The sequence below is a fragment of the Aliiroseovarius sp. YM-037 genome (genome assembly GCF_048060095.1).
Taxonomy (GTDB): domain Bacteria; phylum Pseudomonadota; class Alphaproteobacteria; order Rhodobacterales; family Rhodobacteraceae; genus JBLUOA01.
Genome location: NZ_JBLUOA010000002.1, coordinates 182872 through 199844, shown reverse-complemented (window position 1 = coordinate 199844; position 16973 = coordinate 182872). Strand labels below are relative to the sequence as shown.

Genomic DNA, 16973 nt, shown 5'->3' with positions numbered 1-16973 from the left:
CCTGCCACGCGATCTCTGCAATGGCGGTTTGGCTTGATCGGACGTCATTGCGGGGGCTAGTGTCGCGCAACCGATGCAGGAGACCCGGATGCCCGATATCAAACCGCCCCAGACGGACGCCTACCAGTTGATACTGGAGGCGATTGACGTGGGTGTTTTCAAGCCCGGCGACCGGCTGGTTGAAAGCGATCTCGCCGATCGCTTCGGCGTGTCGCGCACGCCGATCCGCGAGGCATTGCAGCGACTGGAAACGCAATCCCTGCTGACGCGGGACGGGCGCAGCCTGATCGTCGCGTCGCTTGACCACAATCAACTGGCTGAGCTTTACGTCGTCAGGGCGGAGCTTGAGGGGCTGGCCGCGCGTCTGGCCGCCCGCCACGCCGCACCAGAGGAAATCCGCGTGCTGCGCGAAATGGTCGAGGAAGACCGTGCGCTGCTCGCCGACCCGTCCGCGCTTTCCCGTGCGAACCGGCGCTTTCACAAGCAGGTGCATCTCGCATCGCATAACCGATACCTCGTCCAGCAGCTTGACCTTGTTCACCGGTCGATGGCGCTTCTGGCGTCCACGTCGCTTGCCGCCGAGGGGCGCGGGGCGGATGCGCTGGATGAACATTCCGCCATCGTCGCCGCGATCGAAGCGGGTGATGGTGACAAAGCCGATGATGCGCTCAAGGCCCATATTTCGCGGGCGTTCGAAACGCGTTTGCGGCTTGACGCGGATCGGGTCTCTCAGTCCTGACTGGGGAGTCCGGCGCGGGTCGGGGCGTAGACGCCGTGGCTTGTCTTGTCCCAGTAGAACGGGCGCGTCAGCAGTTCATAAAGCCCCTTGTAGGACGCCAGCGCACCGAGCGGGAAGTAGAAGTGCAGCGTCGGCACCCACCAGCGAAGAAACCGATGCTTGTCGCTGGAAACCGCGATCATACCGACGGCGATATTAATAGCTTCGGTCAGCAAAAACAGCGCACCCAGGGCGGCGAACCAACTGCCCGGCATGACCCCCGTCAGGGGATGCGGCAGGCCGAAGATCACCAACCAGAACGACCACAAGATGGGCGCGAGGACGAATTGGGACAGCGTGCCAACGAACAGCAATTGCACACCAAAAAAACGCCACCAACCAAGCTGTTTTAGCAACCTGCGAGGGGAACGCATGTGGACGGCCCATGTCGCAGCGTAACCCTTCAACCACCGGGAGCGTTGCTTGATCCACGGCACGACGCGGCAGTTTGCCTCCTCCTCTGTCACGGTTTCGATCAGTTCGGCGCGGTATCCGTGGCGGGCAAGGCGAATGCCAAGGTCCGCATCCTCCGTCACGTTATGGGCGTCCCAACCACCGAGCTTTTCCAACGCCTCGCGCCTGAAAAACAACGTGGTTCCGCCAAGCGGTATGGCAAATCCAAGCTTTACGAGACCGGGCAAAACGATGCGAAACCACGTGGCATATTCGATGGTAAAACACCGCGACAGCCAGTTTGTCCGCGCGTTGTAATAGTCGAGAATGCCTTGCAGGCAGGCGACCTCTGGCCCGCGTTCGCGGAAGCGCCGCACGATCTTGTGGACCTGATCGGGATCGGGCGCATCTTCGGCATCATAAATCCCGATGATGGACCCTTTGCAGAAATCCAGCGCGAAGTTCATCGCGCGGGGCTTGGTGCGCAACTGTCCGTCAGGCACTGTGATCGTCCGAACCCAATAGGGCAGGCGTGTCGCGGTGAGGGTGTCATGCGTCGTTACATCGTCCGCCTCGACGACAAGGCAGATGTCGAGCAGCTCTTTCGGGTAGTTCAGCCGCTTCAGGCGGCGGATCAGGTGGGCGGCGATCTCTTTCTCGCGAAACAGGGGGACGAGGATCGACACACAGGGCAATTGAGGCAGCCGGATCGCCTGATCTGTGCTGGCGCTTGCGGCGGCGAAGTCCCTTGCGTGGCGAAGCTGGGTGATCGCGGCGGCGAGCTTTAGCCCGGTCGTCAAAACCATCGTCAGCACGGCCCAAGCGCAGACGACGGCGAACAACCCGGCCGGGGAGGTCATCGCACCAATCGCCAGCAAACAAAGGATGCCACCGGTCGCAATCCTAAGCCGCCCGGTGTTCCAACGGCGGCAACTTTCCGGTTCCGGCACCCGCGCTTCGGCCTGTTCGGTCAGCATCTTTTCATGCCCGCGCATCAGGGCTGTGTGCACCTCGGTCTGCTGACCGAGGGCAAGGTAGGCCTGCCTTCCGTCATCGGGCAGAGCCTCGCGGAACTTGGTAAACAGGTCGGGGCGGGCGCTGACGAAAACCGTGCCGCCGGGCATCCGTTTCCACGGCACAACCTCATGCGCCCGGCAGGTGGTCAGGTCATATTCCTGCACCAGTTGCGTGTCCGGTTTGTCGAAGGTCAAATCAACGCGGTTGGCACCCCATTGCTGTTCCAGCCCGGCGAACAGGTCTGCCTCGCTCACCATCCGATGTGCCAATAAAATATCGCTTAGGCGGCAATCCTGACGGGTTTTGATCGCAAGCGCAGTCGCCAGATCCCCGACCGACAACGCGCCACGATCAACGAGGATTTGGCCAAGCGGGCGCCGCCGCGACGGGCGCGGATGGGGGAAAACCGGCGTCGCTTCGTTCTGGACGAGCTTGAGATGGGTCTGCTGCATGGGTCACGCCAAATGGGGTGTGACCACTCAAGGGCGATTAGGGTTAACGCGCCGTTAATGCTGGAAAATATCGCCGAATCCTGCCGAAACTATGCGGCGCGTGTTGCCATCGCGTCGGTGAACCGATCGAACAGATAGATGCTGTCCATCGGGCCGGGGCTGGCTTCGGGGTGGTATTGCACCGAAAACACCGGGCGATCCGCCATGCGCAACCCGCAGTTGGACCCGTCAAACAAGGACACATGCGTTTCCTTCACACCGTTCGGCAGGCTTTGGCTATCGACCGCAAAGCCGTGGTTCATCGACGTGATTTCGACCTTTCCGGTTTCGAGGTCTTTGACCGGATGGTTGGCCCCGTGGTGGCCGTGGTTCATCTTGACGGTTTTCGCGCCGAGAGCGAGGGCAAGCATCTGATGTCCAAGGCAAATCCCGAAGATAGGAAGATCCGTCGTGTCGAGGATTTCGCGGATCATCGGCACGGCGTAGTCGCCTGTCGCCGCAGGGTCGCCGGGGCCGTTTGACAGGAAAACACCATCGGGTGAGTGCGCCAAAACCTCTGCGGCTGTTGCGGTTGCGGGCATGACGGTGACGTCACATCCAGCGGAGGCGAGGCAGCGCAAAATGTTGCGTTTCGCACCGTAGTCGAGCGCGACGACCTTGAACTTTGCCGCGTTCTGGCGCGTGTAGCCTTCTGGCCAAGCCCACCGCATTTCGTCCCAACGATAAGACTGTGCGCAGGTGACATCTTTGGCAAGGTCCAACCCCTCCAACCCGCTGAATGCACGCGCTTTTTTCGTGAGCGCTTCGATATCGAACTCTCCGTCCGCGTTGTGCGAAATCGCGACATGCGGGGCGCCCTGCTGCCGGATGGCGCGGGTCAGGCGGCGGGTGTCGATGCCGCCAATACCGATGCGACCACGACGCGACAGCCATGTGCCAAGCGTCTCGGCGGCGCGCCAGTTCGATGGGTCGGTCGGGTCCCATTTCACCACCATGCCAGCGGCGAACGGGTCGGCGGTTTCGTCGTCTTCTGGGGTGACGCCGGTGTTGCCGATATGGGGGAAGGTGAAGGTCACGATTTGCCCGGCATAGGAGGGGTCTGTCATAATCTCCTGATAGCCGGTCATGGCGGTGTTAAAGCAAAGTTCCGCTTCCGCCTCTCCGGTCGCGCCGAACCCTTTTCCGTAGAAGATTGTTCCGTCCGCCAACGCCAAGCAAGCTGTTGGTTTTGCGTCTTTTTCTTTCACGTCAGCAGGTTGGGTGCTGGTGGCAGGCATGGTGCGACTCCCGGCTCAAACTTGCGAGAAACTAGGGGGGGTGGCGCGGGGGGTCAAGCAAAACACCGCTTTCGCAACGTAAATTTGGGTTTTGCCATGTTTTCAACGGCTTGGCATTTTCGCCAGAGGTTGTAAGGCGCGGCGGCAACGGATAGGGTCGGACCTTCGGATATGAACCGCAGGACCGTGGAATGGGGATGCCAATGGATATGCGAAGCCGGATCAACGATGCACTCAAAGAAGCGATGAAAGCTAAGGACAGCAAGCGGTTGTCAACGCTGAGGCTGATCAGTGCGGCCATCAAAGATCGGGAGATCGCCCTGCGCGGAGGCGACGACGACAAGAGCGTCGGCGACGATGAAATCCTTGGAATTCTTGGGAAAATGGTCAAGCAACGGCAAGAAAGTGCGCGCGCCTATGAAGAGGGCGGGCGGCTTGAGCTGGCCGAGCAGGAGCTTTCGGAGATCGGCATTATTGAGCATTTCTTGCCCAAGCAATTGTCCGAGGAAGAGACCGACGCAGCGGTTCAGGACGCCATCAAGACGGTCGGTGCGGATTCGATCCGTGACATGGGCAAGGTGATGGGTGAACTGAAATCGAAATACACCGGGCAGATGGATTTCGGCCGGGTCGGACCGATGGTGAAAGACCGACTGGGCTAGGCCGCCCGAACCCCCGAAAATCGCGTATGACCCTCATGCACCGGGCGTGCACAACCTGTGCATACACTGTGCATACGTTTAGGCCTTGGGCCGGGCGGGCGCGGTTTTGCGTTTGGGCAGCAGTCGACCGTCGAGAATGACCAATCCGAGGATCAGCAGCGCAAGCCCCGCGAAGACGTTTGGGGGTAAAGCCTCGCTCAGCACGAGGGCGCCGAGGATGATCGACACCGGCGGGATGATGAGCGTCACGAGCATCGTGTTCGCCGCCCCCGCCGTCGCGAGAATCCGGTAGTAGAGCAGGTATGCCCCCGCCGTCGCGAACACGACGTAATAGCCGACCGACAGCGTGGCCTGCCACGACAGCGCGAAGGAAGGCACCCCGTCGATCAGGAAGGCCGCCGGCACCATCACCAGCGATGATCCGGTCAGCATTCCGGCCGCGGCGACTTCGGGCCTGAGGCCGGACAGCCGCATCCGCGCCCAGACGCTCGCAAATGCGTAGGAGATCGTGCCCCCGACCACCGCAAGCTGCGCGAGGGAGCGCAGATCGAGGCTTTGAAAACTGTCAAGGCCGATGGTGACCGCCACCCCGGCAAAGCCGAGACCGACTCCAGAAGCCTTGCGAAGAGTCATCCGTTCGTCGGGCAGGATCAGGGCCGCGACGACCACACCGAAAATCGCCGTGGCCGCGTTGAAGACCGAGGTCAGCCCGGTTTCGATGTGAAGCTGCCCCCATGCCATCAGCGAAAAGGGAATGACGTTGTTGAGCAGCCCCATGACAAGGAACGCACCCCAGACGCGTGCGCCGCGCGGCACGTCGAAGCCACGAACCCAGACCCAGCCCCACAGGATCAGCGCCGCCCAGAACACCCGGTGCGCGACCGAGGTCACGAACCCGATTTCGAACAGTGCAAGCCTGATGGCAAGAAAGCTCGCGCCCCAGATCAGGCCGAGAAGCAGGATGTCGACCCAGACGCGGGTGGGGATGGAGCGTTGTTGTGTCATGCTCCGACGATAGGCGAGCGCCTCGGTCGGGGCGACCCGGAACTTGCGGGAAGCGGCCTAGACCGGTGTTTGCTGATGGGCGAGGAGTTTCCAATCGCCCGACGCCTTCACATAGGTTGAACAGCAAAGCGCCGCATAGGGATCATCGCCGTCCCGCTCTCCGGTTGCCTTGTAGGTCAGAACCGCGGTCGTCGCGGTCTGCGACAGGGATTTTTCATCAAACGAAACCGAGGCCCAGCGCGGCGCGCCTTCCAACCCTTGGAGAATTTCGTCGCCCTTCAGAATGCCGACCGGGTCGGGAAACACCATCCGGGCGTCCTTGGTCATATTCGCGCGGAAAAAGTCCGGCCCGTCGAGCCAGAAGCTCTGTTCATTGTCCCAGAGGATTTCTTCGTCCATCAGGCGCCCTCCTTTGCTGTGTTGGCCATGTGGGGGTAACGCGGGCGGGGCTGGATGGGTTTCAAAGCTCCCGCCTATTCGTGATATGTGCCGCTCTATGCCTACTGAAAAAATGGTTGGCGAACGTCTCCCTCCCGATTGCAAGCCCACTATTGCTGTGAAAGAAAACAGTAACGGTTGAAGGGTAGTGATGTGTGGAAGCGAATAGTCGGATTTCTGATTGTGGTCGGCGTTGGTTACGCGATCTACGACTATTATCGCTTGGGTCTGCATAAGAGGCCCGAGATGCCTGAGGGTGCATTTTCGTTGTCGTTTGAGAACGGGATGCGGGCAATCTTGGTCGATGTTCCCGACGAACGATCATCGCGACGATATTTGGGGTTTCCATCGGAGGTCCCGTTCTACCTCACTGATGCTTGGTCGATTTGCACTCTTCCGAACGAGGAAGAGGCTAGGGCTTTCTTAGAACGGAGAGGAAACAACCCCGGCGAGCGTATTGAGGGAGCGTGCACCATTGAGGTCGACGGTGACGTGGTATTGCGTGGTGTAATCACCTCCGTCCCGAGATTGTAGCTATTCAATACAACTGTTGTAACTACCCCCCGGAACCCCCACCAAACCGCCAGCGTTCCCTTTGCGTAACCGAAGCGAAAAAGGAGGGTTCCATGCCCGCAGAATCAAAAGCACAGCAGAGGGCGGCGGGCGCGGATGGGTTTCGTCCGCGCCGGTGAAAATTGCGGTAGCGCCTGGGTTGGGGTAGGTCTGCCTAAGCGTCACGGCGTAATTTTTGAGAGGAGCCCACGGCATGAAACCATCGAAATTCCCCCTGAGCGGTGCGTGCCGATGCGGGCAGGTCACTGTTGAAGTCACTGCGCCTCCGGTGATGACTGCGGCCTGCCACTGCACCGGGTGCCAGAGCATGAGCAGTAGCGCCTATTCCCTGACGGCGACCTTCCCGGTGGATGCACTCTCAGTGACGCAAGGCGCCCCAGTTGTTGGCGGCCTGAAAGGCCCGGACCTCAGCCACTACTTCTGCCCGGAGTGTATGACTTGGATGTTCACCCGGATCACTGGTTTGGATGCGTTCGTCAACGTCCGCCCAACCCTGTTTGACGACCGAAACTGGTTTTCGCCGTTCATCGAAACCATGACCGATGAGAAGCTAGCTTGGGCTGAAACGCCTGCACCGCACGGGTTCGCGGGGTTTCCGTCGATGGAGGAGTTTATCGGCTTGATGGAGGCGTTCGCGGAGGTGGAGTGAATGGCGTTGGCGGTCGCTTTCAATTTTTTGGGAACCACTTTTGCCCTCATGCGTTCCGCTTTATTGCATCAAGCGAAAGGAGACCATTATGCGCGCAGAATCGGTAGTTCGGCAGTGTGCGGCGGGGGCTGCCTTGTCGGCAAAACGGGGGGACATCAGGGTCGGTGATCTGCGGGGTGCCTCGAAAGATATGTATGAGTGGTTGACCGAAGGGGAACTGAGGGAGATGGCCTTGGTTTCGCACGACGGTTTGCCAGTGCAGGAGCGCCGCTAACGCGCAGTAACGCGGCGCAGGCGGTCCGTGAGGTCGTCACGCAAGGCGGCGCGTTCGTCTTCGGTCAGGAACGCGCCGAGTTCGACCTCGCGCCCCTTGCCCTTCAGGGTCAGGTAGTTCGGCACCGGGCCGCCCGTCGGGTGCAGCGTCACGCGGACCCAGTAGGGATTTTCCGACCAGTCCTGCATCCGCCCCCGGCTGTCGGTGTGGAACAGGAAGATTTCATCGGCCGTCAGGGTGAGGGTTTCCAACACCTCGCCATCGCGGTAGCTGCGGTTCAGGAAATACCAGATCAGCGCGACGGCCCCGATCATGAAGGGCAGCAGACCCCACCAGAGTTGCGTTCCAAGCAGCGGCAAAAGCGGCAGGGCGAGAAGCCCGGCGGTTATCCCGATGAACACCACGAATCCCCGTTTCGGAAGAGAGCGGTAGGGCCAGAGGCTCAGCACCTCTGTTCTGTCGTCGGTGGTGGTCCATTCGTAGGGCATGGCTAATCGTGGGACCGCTTGCTGATCCTGCGGACGATGGACAAAAGCAGCAGAACCGCGAGCATGCAGAGGAACAGGAACGCCGCGAAGCTAAGCAGGCTAGTGATCCGGTTCAGACCATCGAACACCTCTTGGTAATCTGCGTAGCGACGGGGCATGTTTGTTTGCAGGACAACCGGGGCGATGGCGGTGCCGAGGATGCTAAGGTGCAGCCCCCAGAAGGCGAACGTCGTCAGGCGTGTGTAATAAAGCGCGTGCGCCTTAGTTTGACCCCACGTGATCAGGGCGATGACGGCGAATATCAGGGCGAGTGACAGGGTGAAGTTGGCGTGGCTGACGACGTAATAGGTATCGTGATACGTGCGGTCTGAGGTCACGGGCTGCGTGACCCAATCCAACAGCGCAGGGGTTCGGAAGATCGCCACGGTCAGCCCGGCGAGGACCACATAGACCGCCGCGACAAGCGCGAACAGCATGAAGGGACGGGCGCGGCGCAACTGCTCCGCCAGCGGGACGATGATCAGCAGGGCGACGGGAAGAAGCGCATACAGCATCAGGCGTGATCCGTGAAAGCAAACGGGGTCCGGGTTTTGTGCCCGGACCCCGTTTTTGGTGTTTGATCTTTCGACTTAGTGCGCGTGGCCCTTGTCCCAGTCTTCTTGCTTCGGAAGCTGCTCGAACGTGTGTTCGGGCGGCGGGGTCGGAAGGGTCCATTCCAGCGTGTCGGCGTATTCGTTCCAGTAGTTATTCTCGGTCACGCGTTTCCCGGCGAAGAGTGTGTAGAACACGATGCCGATGAACAGCAGGAACGAGGCAAAGGACAGGAATGCGCCGTAGGAGGACCAGACGTTCCAGTAGGCGAACGCTTCGGGGTAGTCGATGTAGCGACGCGGCATACCTTGGCGACCCAGGAAGTGTTGCGGGAAGAAGGTCAGGTTCGCGCCGATGAAGAACATCCAGAAGTGCAGCTTGCCCGCCCATTCCGGATACTGGCGGCCGGACATCTTGGCGAACCAGTAATACATCCCGGCAAAGATCGCGAAGACGGCCCCAAGGCTCATCACATAGTGGAAGTGGGCCACGACGTAGTAGGTATCGTGATAGGCCCGATCGACGCCGGCTTGCGCCAGCACAACGCCCGTGACACCGCCGACGGTGAACAGGAACAGGAAGCCGAAGGCGAACAGCATCGGCGTCTTGAACTCAATCGAACCGCCCCACATCGTCGCGATCCAACTGAAGATCTTGACCCCCGTTGGCACCGCAATGACCATCGTTGCGAGCATGAAGTAGGACTGCTGCGTCAGGCTCATCCCCACGGTATACATGTGGTGCGCCCAGACAACGAAGCCGAGTGCGCCAATCGCGATCAGCGCCCAGACCATCGGCAGGTAGCCGAACACGGGCTTGCGGCTGAACGTGGCGATGACGTGGCTGATGATGCCAAAGCCCGGCAGGATGATGATGTAAACCTCGGGGTGGCCGAAGAACCAGAGGATGTGCTGGTAGAGGATTGGATCGCCGCCGCCGGACGGATCGAAGAACGTCGTGCCGAAGTTTCGGTCGGTCAGCAGCATGGTGATTGCGCCTGCAAGCACAGGCAGCGCCAGCAGGATCATCCATGCGGTGATGAAGATTGACCAGCTAAACAGCGGCACCTTGAACAGCGTCATGCCCGGGGCACGCATATTGAGGAAGGTCGTAATCATGTTGATCGCGCCAAGGATCGACGAGGCACCGGACACGTGAACCGCGAAGATCGCAAGGTCCATCGAATAGCCGCCTTCGGTCGTCGACAGCGGCGGATAGAGCACCCAGCCCACGCCAGAGCCAAGCTGATCGTTGCCACCCGGAGACAGCAGCGACGCAACGCCAAGCGCCACACCGGTTACAAACATCCAGAAACTAAGGTTGTTCATCCGCGGGAACGCCATATCCGGCGCACCGATTTGGAGCGGCATGAAGTAGTTGCCGAAGCCGCCAAACAGCGCCGGAATCACCACGAAGAACATCATCAGGACGCCGTGATAGGTAATCATCACGTTCCAAAGGTGTCCGTTCGGGGTGCAGACCGCGTCAGAGGCGATCATCCGTGCGCCTTCAAGGCACATATACTGAACGCCGGGTTCCATCAGCTCCATCCGCATGTAAACGGTGAAGATGACCGAGATCAGGCCAACCGCCGCTGCGGTGAAGAGGTAAAGGATACCGATATCCTTGTGGTTCGTTGACATGAACCAGCGGGTGAAGAAGCTGCGTTCGTCGTGATGTTCGTGGCCATGAATGGCTGCGTCGGCCATATCTGCCTCCCAGTTCCCAAAATTAAGGCGCAGAGCAGACTCTGCGGCACGTTCCGACCCTGTATTAGAACGGTTGTTCCCCGCGGGCAATGTTCCTAAGTGCCGCGGGGCGCGTTTTTTTGTCGTTCTTTATACGAGCATGGGCGTCAATTGGATGTTTCGGTGCTTTCCGCTTCTTCGCCCTCTTCTTCGGCACCCTCTTCCATGCCTTCGCCAGCGTCAGGCGCGACAGAGGCAAGGAACGCCACGATGTCTTCGCCGCCATTGCGCAGTTTGAAGGTCATTTTCGACCGCGCACTGTCGTCTTCAAGGAATTCACGCAGGAAGGCGGTCGGGTCGGTCATGTAGGCGACAAGATTTTCTTCGTCCCAGACAAGGCCCGCTTCGCCTGCGGCAACAAGATCATCGCCGTAGTTGAAATCTTCGACGGTGCCGGCCTGACGGCCAACAATGCCAAACAGGTTCGGGCCGGTGCGGCCGCCCTTGAGGATTTCGTTGTCGCCGTCGACGACCATGTGGCACGACTTACAGCGTTTGAAGCCGTCTTCGCCTTCTGCGGGGTCGCCTTCGGCAAAGGCGGGCAACGCGGCTGTGGATGCGGCGAGTGCGGCAATCATGGCTACGGTCTTCATGGGAACCTCGTGAGTTGTGACTTTAGGTGGTAAAGCCTGCCACGATTCTCGGGGGAGGTTAAAGGGTAGGCGATGTCGCAGGGCGCGCTAGGCGTCCTGTTCGGCGGCGAACACCCGGTCAAAGCAGCGCATCAGCGCGACATCGACATCGGCCATCGTCACCGGCAGGCCCAGGTCGACGAGGCTGGTCACACCGTGTTCGCGGATGCCGCAGGGCACGATTCCGTCGAAATGGCTAAGGTCGGGATCGACGTTGATCGACACCCCGTGAAAGCTGACCCATTTGCGCAGGCGCACGCCGATCGCGGCGATCTTGTCTTCGGGCGGCTCTCCGGCCGCGGTCAGGGGTTTGTCGTGACGGACGACCCAAACACCGACGCGGCCCAGCCGCCGTTCGCCGGTGACGTTGAACTCGGCAAGGGTGGCGATCACCCATTCCTCAAGCTGGTTCACGAATTTCCGCACATCGCGCCCGCGCGCACCGACGTTCAGCATCGCATAGGCAACCCGCTGTCCGGGGCCGTGATAGGTGTATTGCCCGCCGCGTTTCGTCGGAAATACCGGAAAGCGATCCGGGTCGGTCAGATCGGCGGGATTGGCGCTGGTTCCGGCGGTATAAAGCGGCGGATGTTCGACCAGCCAGACGGCTTCATCCGCCTCGCCACGGGCGATTCGTTCGGCCCGCGACTCCATCTTTGCGACCGCGTCCTCATAGGGGGTGAGCCCGTCAGAGGTAATCCATTCCACCATTGCGCCCCCGAAAATTGGCCGTAGAGTCTTCTGATATAGTGTTCAGGAAAGACTTTTTTAACGTGAAACCGCAATAGCTGTGCTAAGATCAGGCGATTGCATTTAAGGGTATTATCGGAGGAGAGAGATGTTTTCAAAGCAGATTGTAATGACATGCATCGCCGCAACACTGGCCGTGACACCGGCGGGTCGCGTCGCGGCTGATGGCGGCGATATCGTCGGCGGCATCATCGGCGGGATCATTGGCGGCGCCATCGTGAACGAAGGCAACCGCAACCGCGCACAGCAGAATCGCCGGACGACCGTGCGCCGCACCGCGCCGCGCGTCAGTTCCGCCCAGCGGCAGCAAAATCGCGAAGTGCAAACATCGCTCAATTACTTTGGCTTCCCGGCTGGTTCGCCCGACGGCGTGTTTGGTCGTCGGACCCGTGCGGCTGCGTCGAATTATCAGGTTTTCATGGGCTATCCCGCGACCGGGCAGTTGACGGAGTATGAGCGTCAATTCCTTGTCGGAAGCTATCATCGCGCCATTTCCGGCGGGATAACGACGTCGCAGCAAATAGCATCAAACCCGAACGGTTCGCGTGGTTTGCTGCATCTTTATCGGGATGAGGCTGCGGGCATTACGACCGCAACCGCGCCGGTTCAGGGCGGCAAAGTGCTGCCGAATGGCGACCCGGAAGGATCTGAAGAGGGCGTGCTCGCGCTGAAAGCCGACCCGGAAGGCGGTGACGCAGTCGCGACGGATGACAGCGCGACCACGTTCGCCGCACTGCCGAACTTCCTTGCCGGGGACAGCGCGCAGGTGTCGCTCGCCTCGCATTGCAATCAGGTCAGCCTGCTGACCAACAGCAATGGCGGATTCGTGACAGAGGCGTCGATGTCCGACCCGTCTTTCGCGTTGAACGAACAGTTCTGCCTTGCACGCACCTACGCGATTGCCGAAGGCGAACAGCTCGCCTCAAACGTCCAGGGCGCGACCAGCGCTGACATCGCCACCCAATGCGAAGCGTTCGGCCCGGCGATGAAAGACCACGTCGCGGCGCTGTCGCTGAAACCGCATACCGAGGTCATGCAGGACGTCAGCGGCTTTATCCTGTCGACCGGCATGTCGCCGGCGCAGCTATCCGGCACCGCGAAGATCTGCCTGTCCGTCGGCTATCGCACGGATAATATGGATGTCACGCTGGGATCGGCCCTTTTGCTGACGGTGCTTGGCGAACAGGCTTACGGCGAATTGATGGGCCATCACCTGACCCAAGGCTTCGGCACATCGACCCGCCCGGATCTGGCGCTGGCCTGGTATCAGGTCGGATTTGACGCGCTGGAAAACGGCGGAACATCGGTGTTCGCGCCGGGCAACCCGGACCGCACATCGCTGATCCGCAAAGCTGCGTTTCAGATGAACGGGCAGGGCGATCAAGCGGCGATTCCGTCGCCCGAAGCGGTGCAACCGGTGACGACGCTGCCGACATTCTCTGTCGATCAATAAAGCGGATCGGGGGGCCAAAACGCCCCCCGACCACCCCGCCGAACGCGAATTGCGATTTCGGGGAAAAAAAACCCTCTTCACATCCCCCAAACCCATTGCTATACGGCGCGAGCCTACCTGATCACGTGCGGTCGTGGCGGAATTGGTAGACGCGCAGCGTTGAGGTCGCTGTGGGGTAACACCCGTGGAAGTTCGAGTCTTCTCGACCGCACCATCATTCTTCGTAAGATGCTGAAAAGAAAAGCGTCAGCCGACAGGCTGCTGCGCAGCCTGCCAATTGGCATGCCACTTACGCGGCGAGTTGGTCGACGAAGACCTCGATCTCCTTCAGCTTCCAAACAGTCTTGCCTTCCCATTTGATGGGGCTCGGGATGGACCCAGTGCGAACACGATTCCAGATCGTGTTCTTGTGGCAGCCAAGCAATGCCGCGACTTGCTGCACGTTTAGCAGGAGGGGAAGATTTTCAGTTTTCGATGTCATGATGTGGTCCTCATGGTGTCGGGGCCAATGCTCAAGAGCCGGAGCGTTGTCCAGCTGGACGCCGACGGATCTACATTTGGGGAACCAGAGAGCAGCGTATGCGCTGCAGTCATGCTTTCTGACTGGCTTTGCAGCCTTGGTCATCAAGACGTCTCAATGGTGGCGATCATGGTGTTCAACCACAAATCAATCCATACGAGAACAACATTGGCCGCGCAACAGAAAATACAATTAATTTCAAAAATTTATATAGATAATCATGCGGATTTCAGCATGCCCGAAGTATTGCAGTAATCTTGTTTTAGGTGGCTTGTCGTGCAGGCTTGTGCTGCCATCAAAGTTTGATCTTTAGGCTGTCATCAGTGTTCGGTTTGCCTCTGGTTCGGGTTGGTTGAATGAGAGTCGATTTGAACACTTCTTTGGTAAGACCGGGTTTTGATGTTTAGGCGGTGTATAGGCGGCAAGACAACCTTGGCGACATTTAGGTTCTGGCATTTTCATCACCGTAAACGGGGAATTGCTCACGTGGTTTTATCAGTGAGAATGCTTGGCAATGATGTCCTGCATCTGGTTTGGAGCGAAGGCAACATCGCAGCACCACTGACCAAAGCCGCCGGTCATGTTCACTGCATTGACCCATTGACCCAGCGCTTCCCTCTTAGCTCTATTCTGGGGGCTATCTTGGCCTTTGATCTCTAACACGAGGGTCTTCCCGTTGTTCAGCCGAACAAGAAAGTCTGGGACGTAACGGCGTCTTGATCCGGCCCACATGTAGTAGACCTGAAAGCCAAGGTGATCGTTCTTGGCATACGCGACAACAGATCCGCTGCCCTCAAACACGTTTGCAGCATGCCCTTCCCAAGTGGAATCGCCAACCAGGTGACTAATGTGCGACTTCACGGCAGGGAAGTTGGGTTTCGTCGTGAACCAAGTCCGCATCTGTCCGGTCGCGCCAATCGGGATTTCCTCGTCGAAGACGGGTGTCAGTCTCTCTGTGTTCTGCTCCTTTACATGGCGCAGCAGATGCTGAACGATCAGATCGATATTCAAGGCGATCAAGATTTGCCGTCGCAAGCGATCATTGTGGAACAGTGACGGGATCTCCAGCTTGCTGGACCCGAGAAAAGCCTCGGTGATCCGAACCAGTTGTGCTGCCAGATACTCTGGGGGTGCCGTAAACCCGTGTTTTAGGTCTGCAAAGGCCTTTCGGGTGGCTTGAAAAACGACGCGCTGCAATCGAAAGCCGTCCGGGAGCTGCTCAAGGTCGATGGCCGAAATGCTGCCCATATCTGCTGCGCCACCAAGCGCGGGGGCAAGTTCCGCTGTGATCCGTGTTTCGCTCGGATCCAGAACCAGAGGGGGCACCTGCTGCCAAATCACTTGAAGCTCGGGCTTCATGACTGTTTCCACCCGCAAGATATTGGGCCAGCGAATTTCCAGGTTGGCGCGTTCAGGCAAAACCTCAATCTGGGTTGAAGGTCTTGGTGGGGGTGGGGCGTCGCCCCCTTCATCGGTCTCAAATACTGTCAAGGGAACGCCAAAGACGTTCACATATTCTGGAAGGAACAAGCCGTTTTCATCGGTGTCATATGAGACACGACGCAAGCCTCGCCCGACGACTTGTTCACAAAGCAACTGAGATGTGAAAGCGCGCAAGCCCATAATATGTGTGACATTCTTGGCGTCCCAGCCTTCGGACAACATTGCAACGGATATGACGTTCTGCAGGTCTTGCCCGGCGCCCCCACGTTTTCCAACATTGTCGATGATTTCGCGCAGCAGTTCCTCTTTCTTCATAATCGAAAGCCGCCGTCGCGACATTTCCGGAATATTCGCGGAATCTACGATTTTCCTGAGGCGCTCGTCATAGCCCTTATCGGACGCGGCTGTGTCACCCAGTTCCGCTTTCTCCAAGACTTTCGAGTCCACCCGAAGTGTCTGATCGGGCGATTGCAGCTCTGGCCAATTGGCATCACCATTATTGAAATAATGCTCAATTCTTGCAGCGGTTTCGGTCCGGTTGCAGACCGTGAGCATCACGGGTGGGGAGTGGTGCCCTTGCCTTTCCCACTGGTTCCGCGCTTTGCGCCAATCCGCGCCCAGCAATGTGTAGGCGTCCTGTACCAGCTTGGGCAACGCTTCATGTGGCTCTGCCTTGGCTCTGTTCAAGTCTTCGGAAACGCTGGGATCACGATACAGGTGGTAAAGCCGTGAACGCAGGGTTTGTGTGTCAGGCAAGGCGTCGTCTCGCACGACCACGCGGGGTGTCTTGACCAGCCCAGCCTCAATCGCATCGTTCAACCCGAAGTCAGACACGATCCAGCCGAAGAGCGCGGTGTCAGTGTTCCGTTTCCCGGTTGGCGCAAACGGTGTCGCTGAGAGATCGAAACAGCGCTGAATGCGCCGGGTTTTGTGGATACGGTCCAGGCCTTCTATCCAGCGCGTCGCCTCGTCCAGATCGATCCCCTGATCCGCAGCCTGTTTCTTCGAAATCTTCACCTCTGGCGGTTTGCGGTAGGCGTGATGCGCCTCGTCGTTGATGACGATGATGTCCTTATGCGCAGCCAGCTTGCCCAGAACGCGGCGGGTGAAGGCCTCGTCTGACTCTTTGCCTTTCTGAACGACCGACCGCTGAACATCTTTCAAGGGCATCAGCGTGTGCCAGTTTTCGATCAGCACCTCGGCCTGGTTTAGCTTCTGACGCATCGACTCCGACGGGCAGAGGTTGAATTCGTCGTAGTAGCTGCCTTCGCTGGGCATCAGCACCTGCAACCGGCCCTTAACCGTCAGGCCGGGTGCCACAATGAGCACTGCGCGGCTGAAATCCTTGTTGCGCTTCGGGTATGTCAGGGCGTTTAGCACCTGCCAGGTGATGATCATCGCCATCACAGTCGTTTTGCCCGCGCCGGTGGCCATCTTGTTGCAGAGACGTTCCCAGGCCCCGCCATCGCCGGGCACATGGATGCCCTGCTTGTAGGCCTCAGCGCCCTCGACCCACCAGATCAGCGTCTCAATCGCCTCAAGCTGGCAGAAATAGAACGGGTGCTGACGCGCCGTCTCATCGTGCCAATGCTCCAACAGCTTGCGCGTCACAATGGTCACGCCGGGACAGCCATCCTCGCGCCACTGATCCACGCGGTCGCGGATCGTGTTGACCATAGCCAGCACCTCAGTCCGCTTGGTGTTGTTGCGTGCGTCAAACACCTCATAACTCGCTGGCCGCCGCTCTGGCTTGATCTCCAGCTTACCGCCTTTGCCCTCGACCCAATGCTGCTCTGGCCGCTCCCACGGGCGGTTGATGATCAGGGACAT

The 16973-nt window shown here is 59.3% G+C and carries 16 protein-coding genes and 1 tRNA gene; 6 read left to right on the top strand and 11 right to left on the bottom strand.

Annotated elements, in window-relative coordinates; genetic code table 11:
• Positions 1–88: 88 nt before the first annotated feature.
• Entirely contained in the window at positions 89–739 is a 651-nt protein-coding gene (locus ACEWPJ_RS11520; protein WP_416513216.1) for a GntR family transcriptional regulator, read from the top strand.
• On the opposite strand, the gene ACEWPJ_RS11515 is transcribed toward ACEWPJ_RS11520, so the two are convergent.
• The gene (locus ACEWPJ_RS11515) at positions 730–2640 is read right to left on the bottom strand and encodes a glycosyltransferase family 2 protein (protein WP_416513215.1); all 1911 of its coding nucleotides are present in this window, start codon (positions 2638–2640) and stop codon (positions 730–732) included. The genes ACEWPJ_RS11520 and ACEWPJ_RS11515 overlap by 10 nt on opposite strands.
• 89 nt (positions 2641–2729) lie before the next feature.
• The gene (gene carA, locus ACEWPJ_RS11510; protein WP_416513214.1) at positions 2730–3917 is read right to left on the bottom strand and encodes a glutamine-hydrolyzing carbamoyl-phosphate synthase small subunit; all 1188 of its coding nucleotides are present in this window, start codon (positions 3915–3917) and stop codon (positions 2730–2732) included.
• 203 nt (positions 3918–4120) lie between these two features.
• Between carA and ACEWPJ_RS11505 the strand changes: the two genes are divergently transcribed.
• Positions 4121–4579: a GatB/YqeY domain-containing protein gene (locus ACEWPJ_RS11505; RefSeq protein WP_416513213.1), complete on the top strand. Its 459-nt coding sequence runs from the start codon at positions 4121–4123 to the stop codon at positions 4577–4579.
• Positions 4580–4657: 78 nt separating this feature from the next.
• Here ACEWPJ_RS11505 and ACEWPJ_RS11500 read toward each other — a convergent pair whose 3' ends face one another.
• Positions 4658–5584: a DMT family transporter gene (locus ACEWPJ_RS11500; protein ID WP_416513212.1), complete on the bottom strand. Its 927-nt coding sequence runs from the start codon at positions 5582–5584 to the stop codon at positions 4658–4660.
• Between the two features lie 57 nt (positions 5585–5641).
• Positions 5642–5983 (bottom strand): DUF4440 domain-containing protein, encoded by a 342-nt coding sequence (locus tag ACEWPJ_RS11495; RefSeq protein ID WP_416513211.1) that lies wholly within the window; start codon positions 5981–5983, stop codon positions 5642–5644.
• Between the two features lie 805 nt (positions 5984–6788).
• Here ACEWPJ_RS11495 and ACEWPJ_RS11490 point away from each other — a divergent pair.
• Positions 6789–7244 (top strand): GFA family protein, encoded by a 456-nt coding sequence (locus ACEWPJ_RS11490; protein ID WP_416513209.1) that lies wholly within the window; start codon positions 6789–6791, stop codon positions 7242–7244.
• Between the two features lie 88 nt (positions 7245–7332).
• A complete protein-coding gene (locus ACEWPJ_RS11485) occupies positions 7333–7518 on the top strand; it encodes a DUF3008 family protein (protein WP_416513208.1) in 186 nt (61 codons plus the stop codon).
• Here ACEWPJ_RS11485 and ACEWPJ_RS11480 read toward each other — a convergent pair.
• The 5 genes from ACEWPJ_RS11480 to lipB form a co-directional block, all read right to left on the bottom strand.
• Positions 7515–8006, bottom strand: coding sequence for a DUF2244 domain-containing protein (locus ACEWPJ_RS11480; RefSeq protein ID WP_416513207.1), 492 nt, complete (start codon positions 8004–8006; stop codon positions 7515–7517). The two genes, ACEWPJ_RS11485 and ACEWPJ_RS11480, sit on opposite strands and share 4 nt — an antisense overlap.
• 2 nt (positions 8007–8008) lie before the next feature.
• Complete coding sequence (locus ACEWPJ_RS11475; protein ID WP_416513206.1) at positions 8009–8560, bottom strand: cbb3-type cytochrome c oxidase subunit I; 552 nt, start codon at positions 8558–8560, stop codon at positions 8009–8011.
• Between the two features lie 75 nt (positions 8561–8635).
• Complete coding sequence (ctaD, locus tag ACEWPJ_RS11470) at positions 8636–10306, bottom strand: cytochrome c oxidase subunit I (protein WP_416513205.1); 1671 nt, start codon at positions 10304–10306, stop codon at positions 8636–8638.
• 146 nt (positions 10307–10452) lie between these two features.
• Positions 10453–10938: a c-type cytochrome gene (locus ACEWPJ_RS11465; protein ID WP_416513204.1), complete on the bottom strand. Its 486-nt coding sequence runs from the start codon at positions 10936–10938 to the stop codon at positions 10453–10455.
• An 87-nt stretch (positions 10939–11025) separates the two neighbouring features.
• Positions 11026–11688: a lipoyl(octanoyl) transferase LipB gene (gene lipB / locus ACEWPJ_RS11460; RefSeq protein ID WP_416513203.1), complete on the bottom strand. Its 663-nt coding sequence runs from the start codon at positions 11686–11688 to the stop codon at positions 11026–11028.
• 148 nt (positions 11689–11836) lie between these two features.
• On the opposite strand from lipB, the gene ACEWPJ_RS11455 reads away from it, so the two are divergent.
• The gene (locus ACEWPJ_RS11455; protein ID WP_416513202.1) at positions 11837–13180 is read left to right on the top strand and encodes a peptidoglycan-binding domain-containing protein; all 1344 of its coding nucleotides are present in this window, start codon (positions 11837–11839) and stop codon (positions 13178–13180) included.
• A 127-nt stretch (positions 13181–13307) separates the two neighbouring features.
• Positions 13308–13394: transfer RNA gene (locus ACEWPJ_RS11450), tRNA-Leu, on the top strand.
• Between the two features lie 75 nt (positions 13395–13469).
• Here the strand turns inward: ACEWPJ_RS11450 and ACEWPJ_RS11445 are convergent.
• Positions 13470–13661: a helix-turn-helix transcriptional regulator gene (locus ACEWPJ_RS11445; RefSeq protein WP_416513201.1), complete on the bottom strand. Its 192-nt coding sequence runs from the start codon at positions 13659–13661 to the stop codon at positions 13470–13472.
• Positions 13662–14195: 534 nt separating this feature from the next.
• Positions 14196–16973 (bottom strand): BPTD_3080 family restriction endonuclease, encoded by a 2778-nt coding sequence (locus ACEWPJ_RS11440; RefSeq protein ID WP_416513200.1) that lies wholly within the window; start codon positions 16971–16973, stop codon positions 14196–14198.

What these genes read in the sequence shown, in the direction of transcription:
- carA (WP_416513214.1), bottom strand. Translation starts at nt 3,917, where the DNA reads ATGCCTGCCACCAGCACCCAACCTGCTGACGTGAAAGAAAAAGACGCA.
- ACEWPJ_RS11440 (WP_416513200.1), bottom strand. Translation starts at nt 16,973, where the DNA reads ATGTCCCTGATCATCAACCGCCCGTGGGAGCGGCCAGAGCAGCATTGG.
- ACEWPJ_RS11515 (WP_416513215.1), bottom strand. Translation starts at nt 2,640, where the DNA reads ATGCAGCAGACCCATCTCAAGCTCGTCCAGAACGAAGCGACGCCGGTT.
- ACEWPJ_RS11485 (WP_416513208.1), top strand. Translation starts at nt 7,333, where the DNA reads ATGCGCGCAGAATCGGTAGTTCGGCAGTGTGCGGCGGGGGCTGCCTTG.
- ACEWPJ_RS11520 (WP_416513216.1), top strand. Translation starts at nt 89, where the DNA reads ATGCCCGATATCAAACCGCCCCAGACGGACGCCTACCAGTTGATACTG.
- ctaD (WP_416513205.1), bottom strand. Translation starts at nt 10,306, where the DNA reads ATGGCCGACGCAGCCATTCATGGCCACGAACATCACGACGAACGCAGC.
- ACEWPJ_RS11500 (WP_416513212.1), bottom strand. Translation starts at nt 5,584, where the DNA reads ATGACACAACAACGCTCCATCCCCACCCGCGTCTGGGTCGACATCCTG.
- lipB (WP_416513203.1), bottom strand. Translation starts at nt 11,688, where the DNA reads ATGGTGGAATGGATTACCTCTGACGGGCTCACCCCCTATGAGGACGCG.
- ACEWPJ_RS11495 (WP_416513211.1), bottom strand. Translation starts at nt 5,983, where the DNA reads ATGGACGAAGAAATCCTCTGGGACAATGAACAGAGCTTCTGGCTCGAC.
- ACEWPJ_RS11465 (WP_416513204.1), bottom strand. Translation starts at nt 10,938, where the DNA reads ATGAAGACCGTAGCCATGATTGCCGCACTCGCCGCATCCACAGCCGCG.
- ACEWPJ_RS11490 (WP_416513209.1), top strand. Translation starts at nt 6,789, where the DNA reads ATGAAACCATCGAAATTCCCCCTGAGCGGTGCGTGCCGATGCGGGCAG.
- ACEWPJ_RS11455 (WP_416513202.1), top strand. Translation starts at nt 11,837, where the DNA reads ATGACATGCATCGCCGCAACACTGGCCGTGACACCGGCGGGTCGCGTC.
- ACEWPJ_RS11445 (WP_416513201.1), bottom strand. Translation starts at nt 13,661, where the DNA reads ATGACATCGAAAACTGAAAATCTTCCCCTCCTGCTAAACGTGCAGCAA.
- ACEWPJ_RS11480 (WP_416513207.1), bottom strand. Translation starts at nt 8,006, where the DNA reads ATGCCCTACGAATGGACCACCACCGACGACAGAACAGAGGTGCTGAGC.
- ACEWPJ_RS11505 (WP_416513213.1), top strand. Translation starts at nt 4,121, where the DNA reads ATGGATATGCGAAGCCGGATCAACGATGCACTCAAAGAAGCGATGAAA.
- ACEWPJ_RS11475 (WP_416513206.1), bottom strand. Translation starts at nt 8,560, where the DNA reads ATGCTGTATGCGCTTCTTCCCGTCGCCCTGCTGATCATCGTCCCGCTG.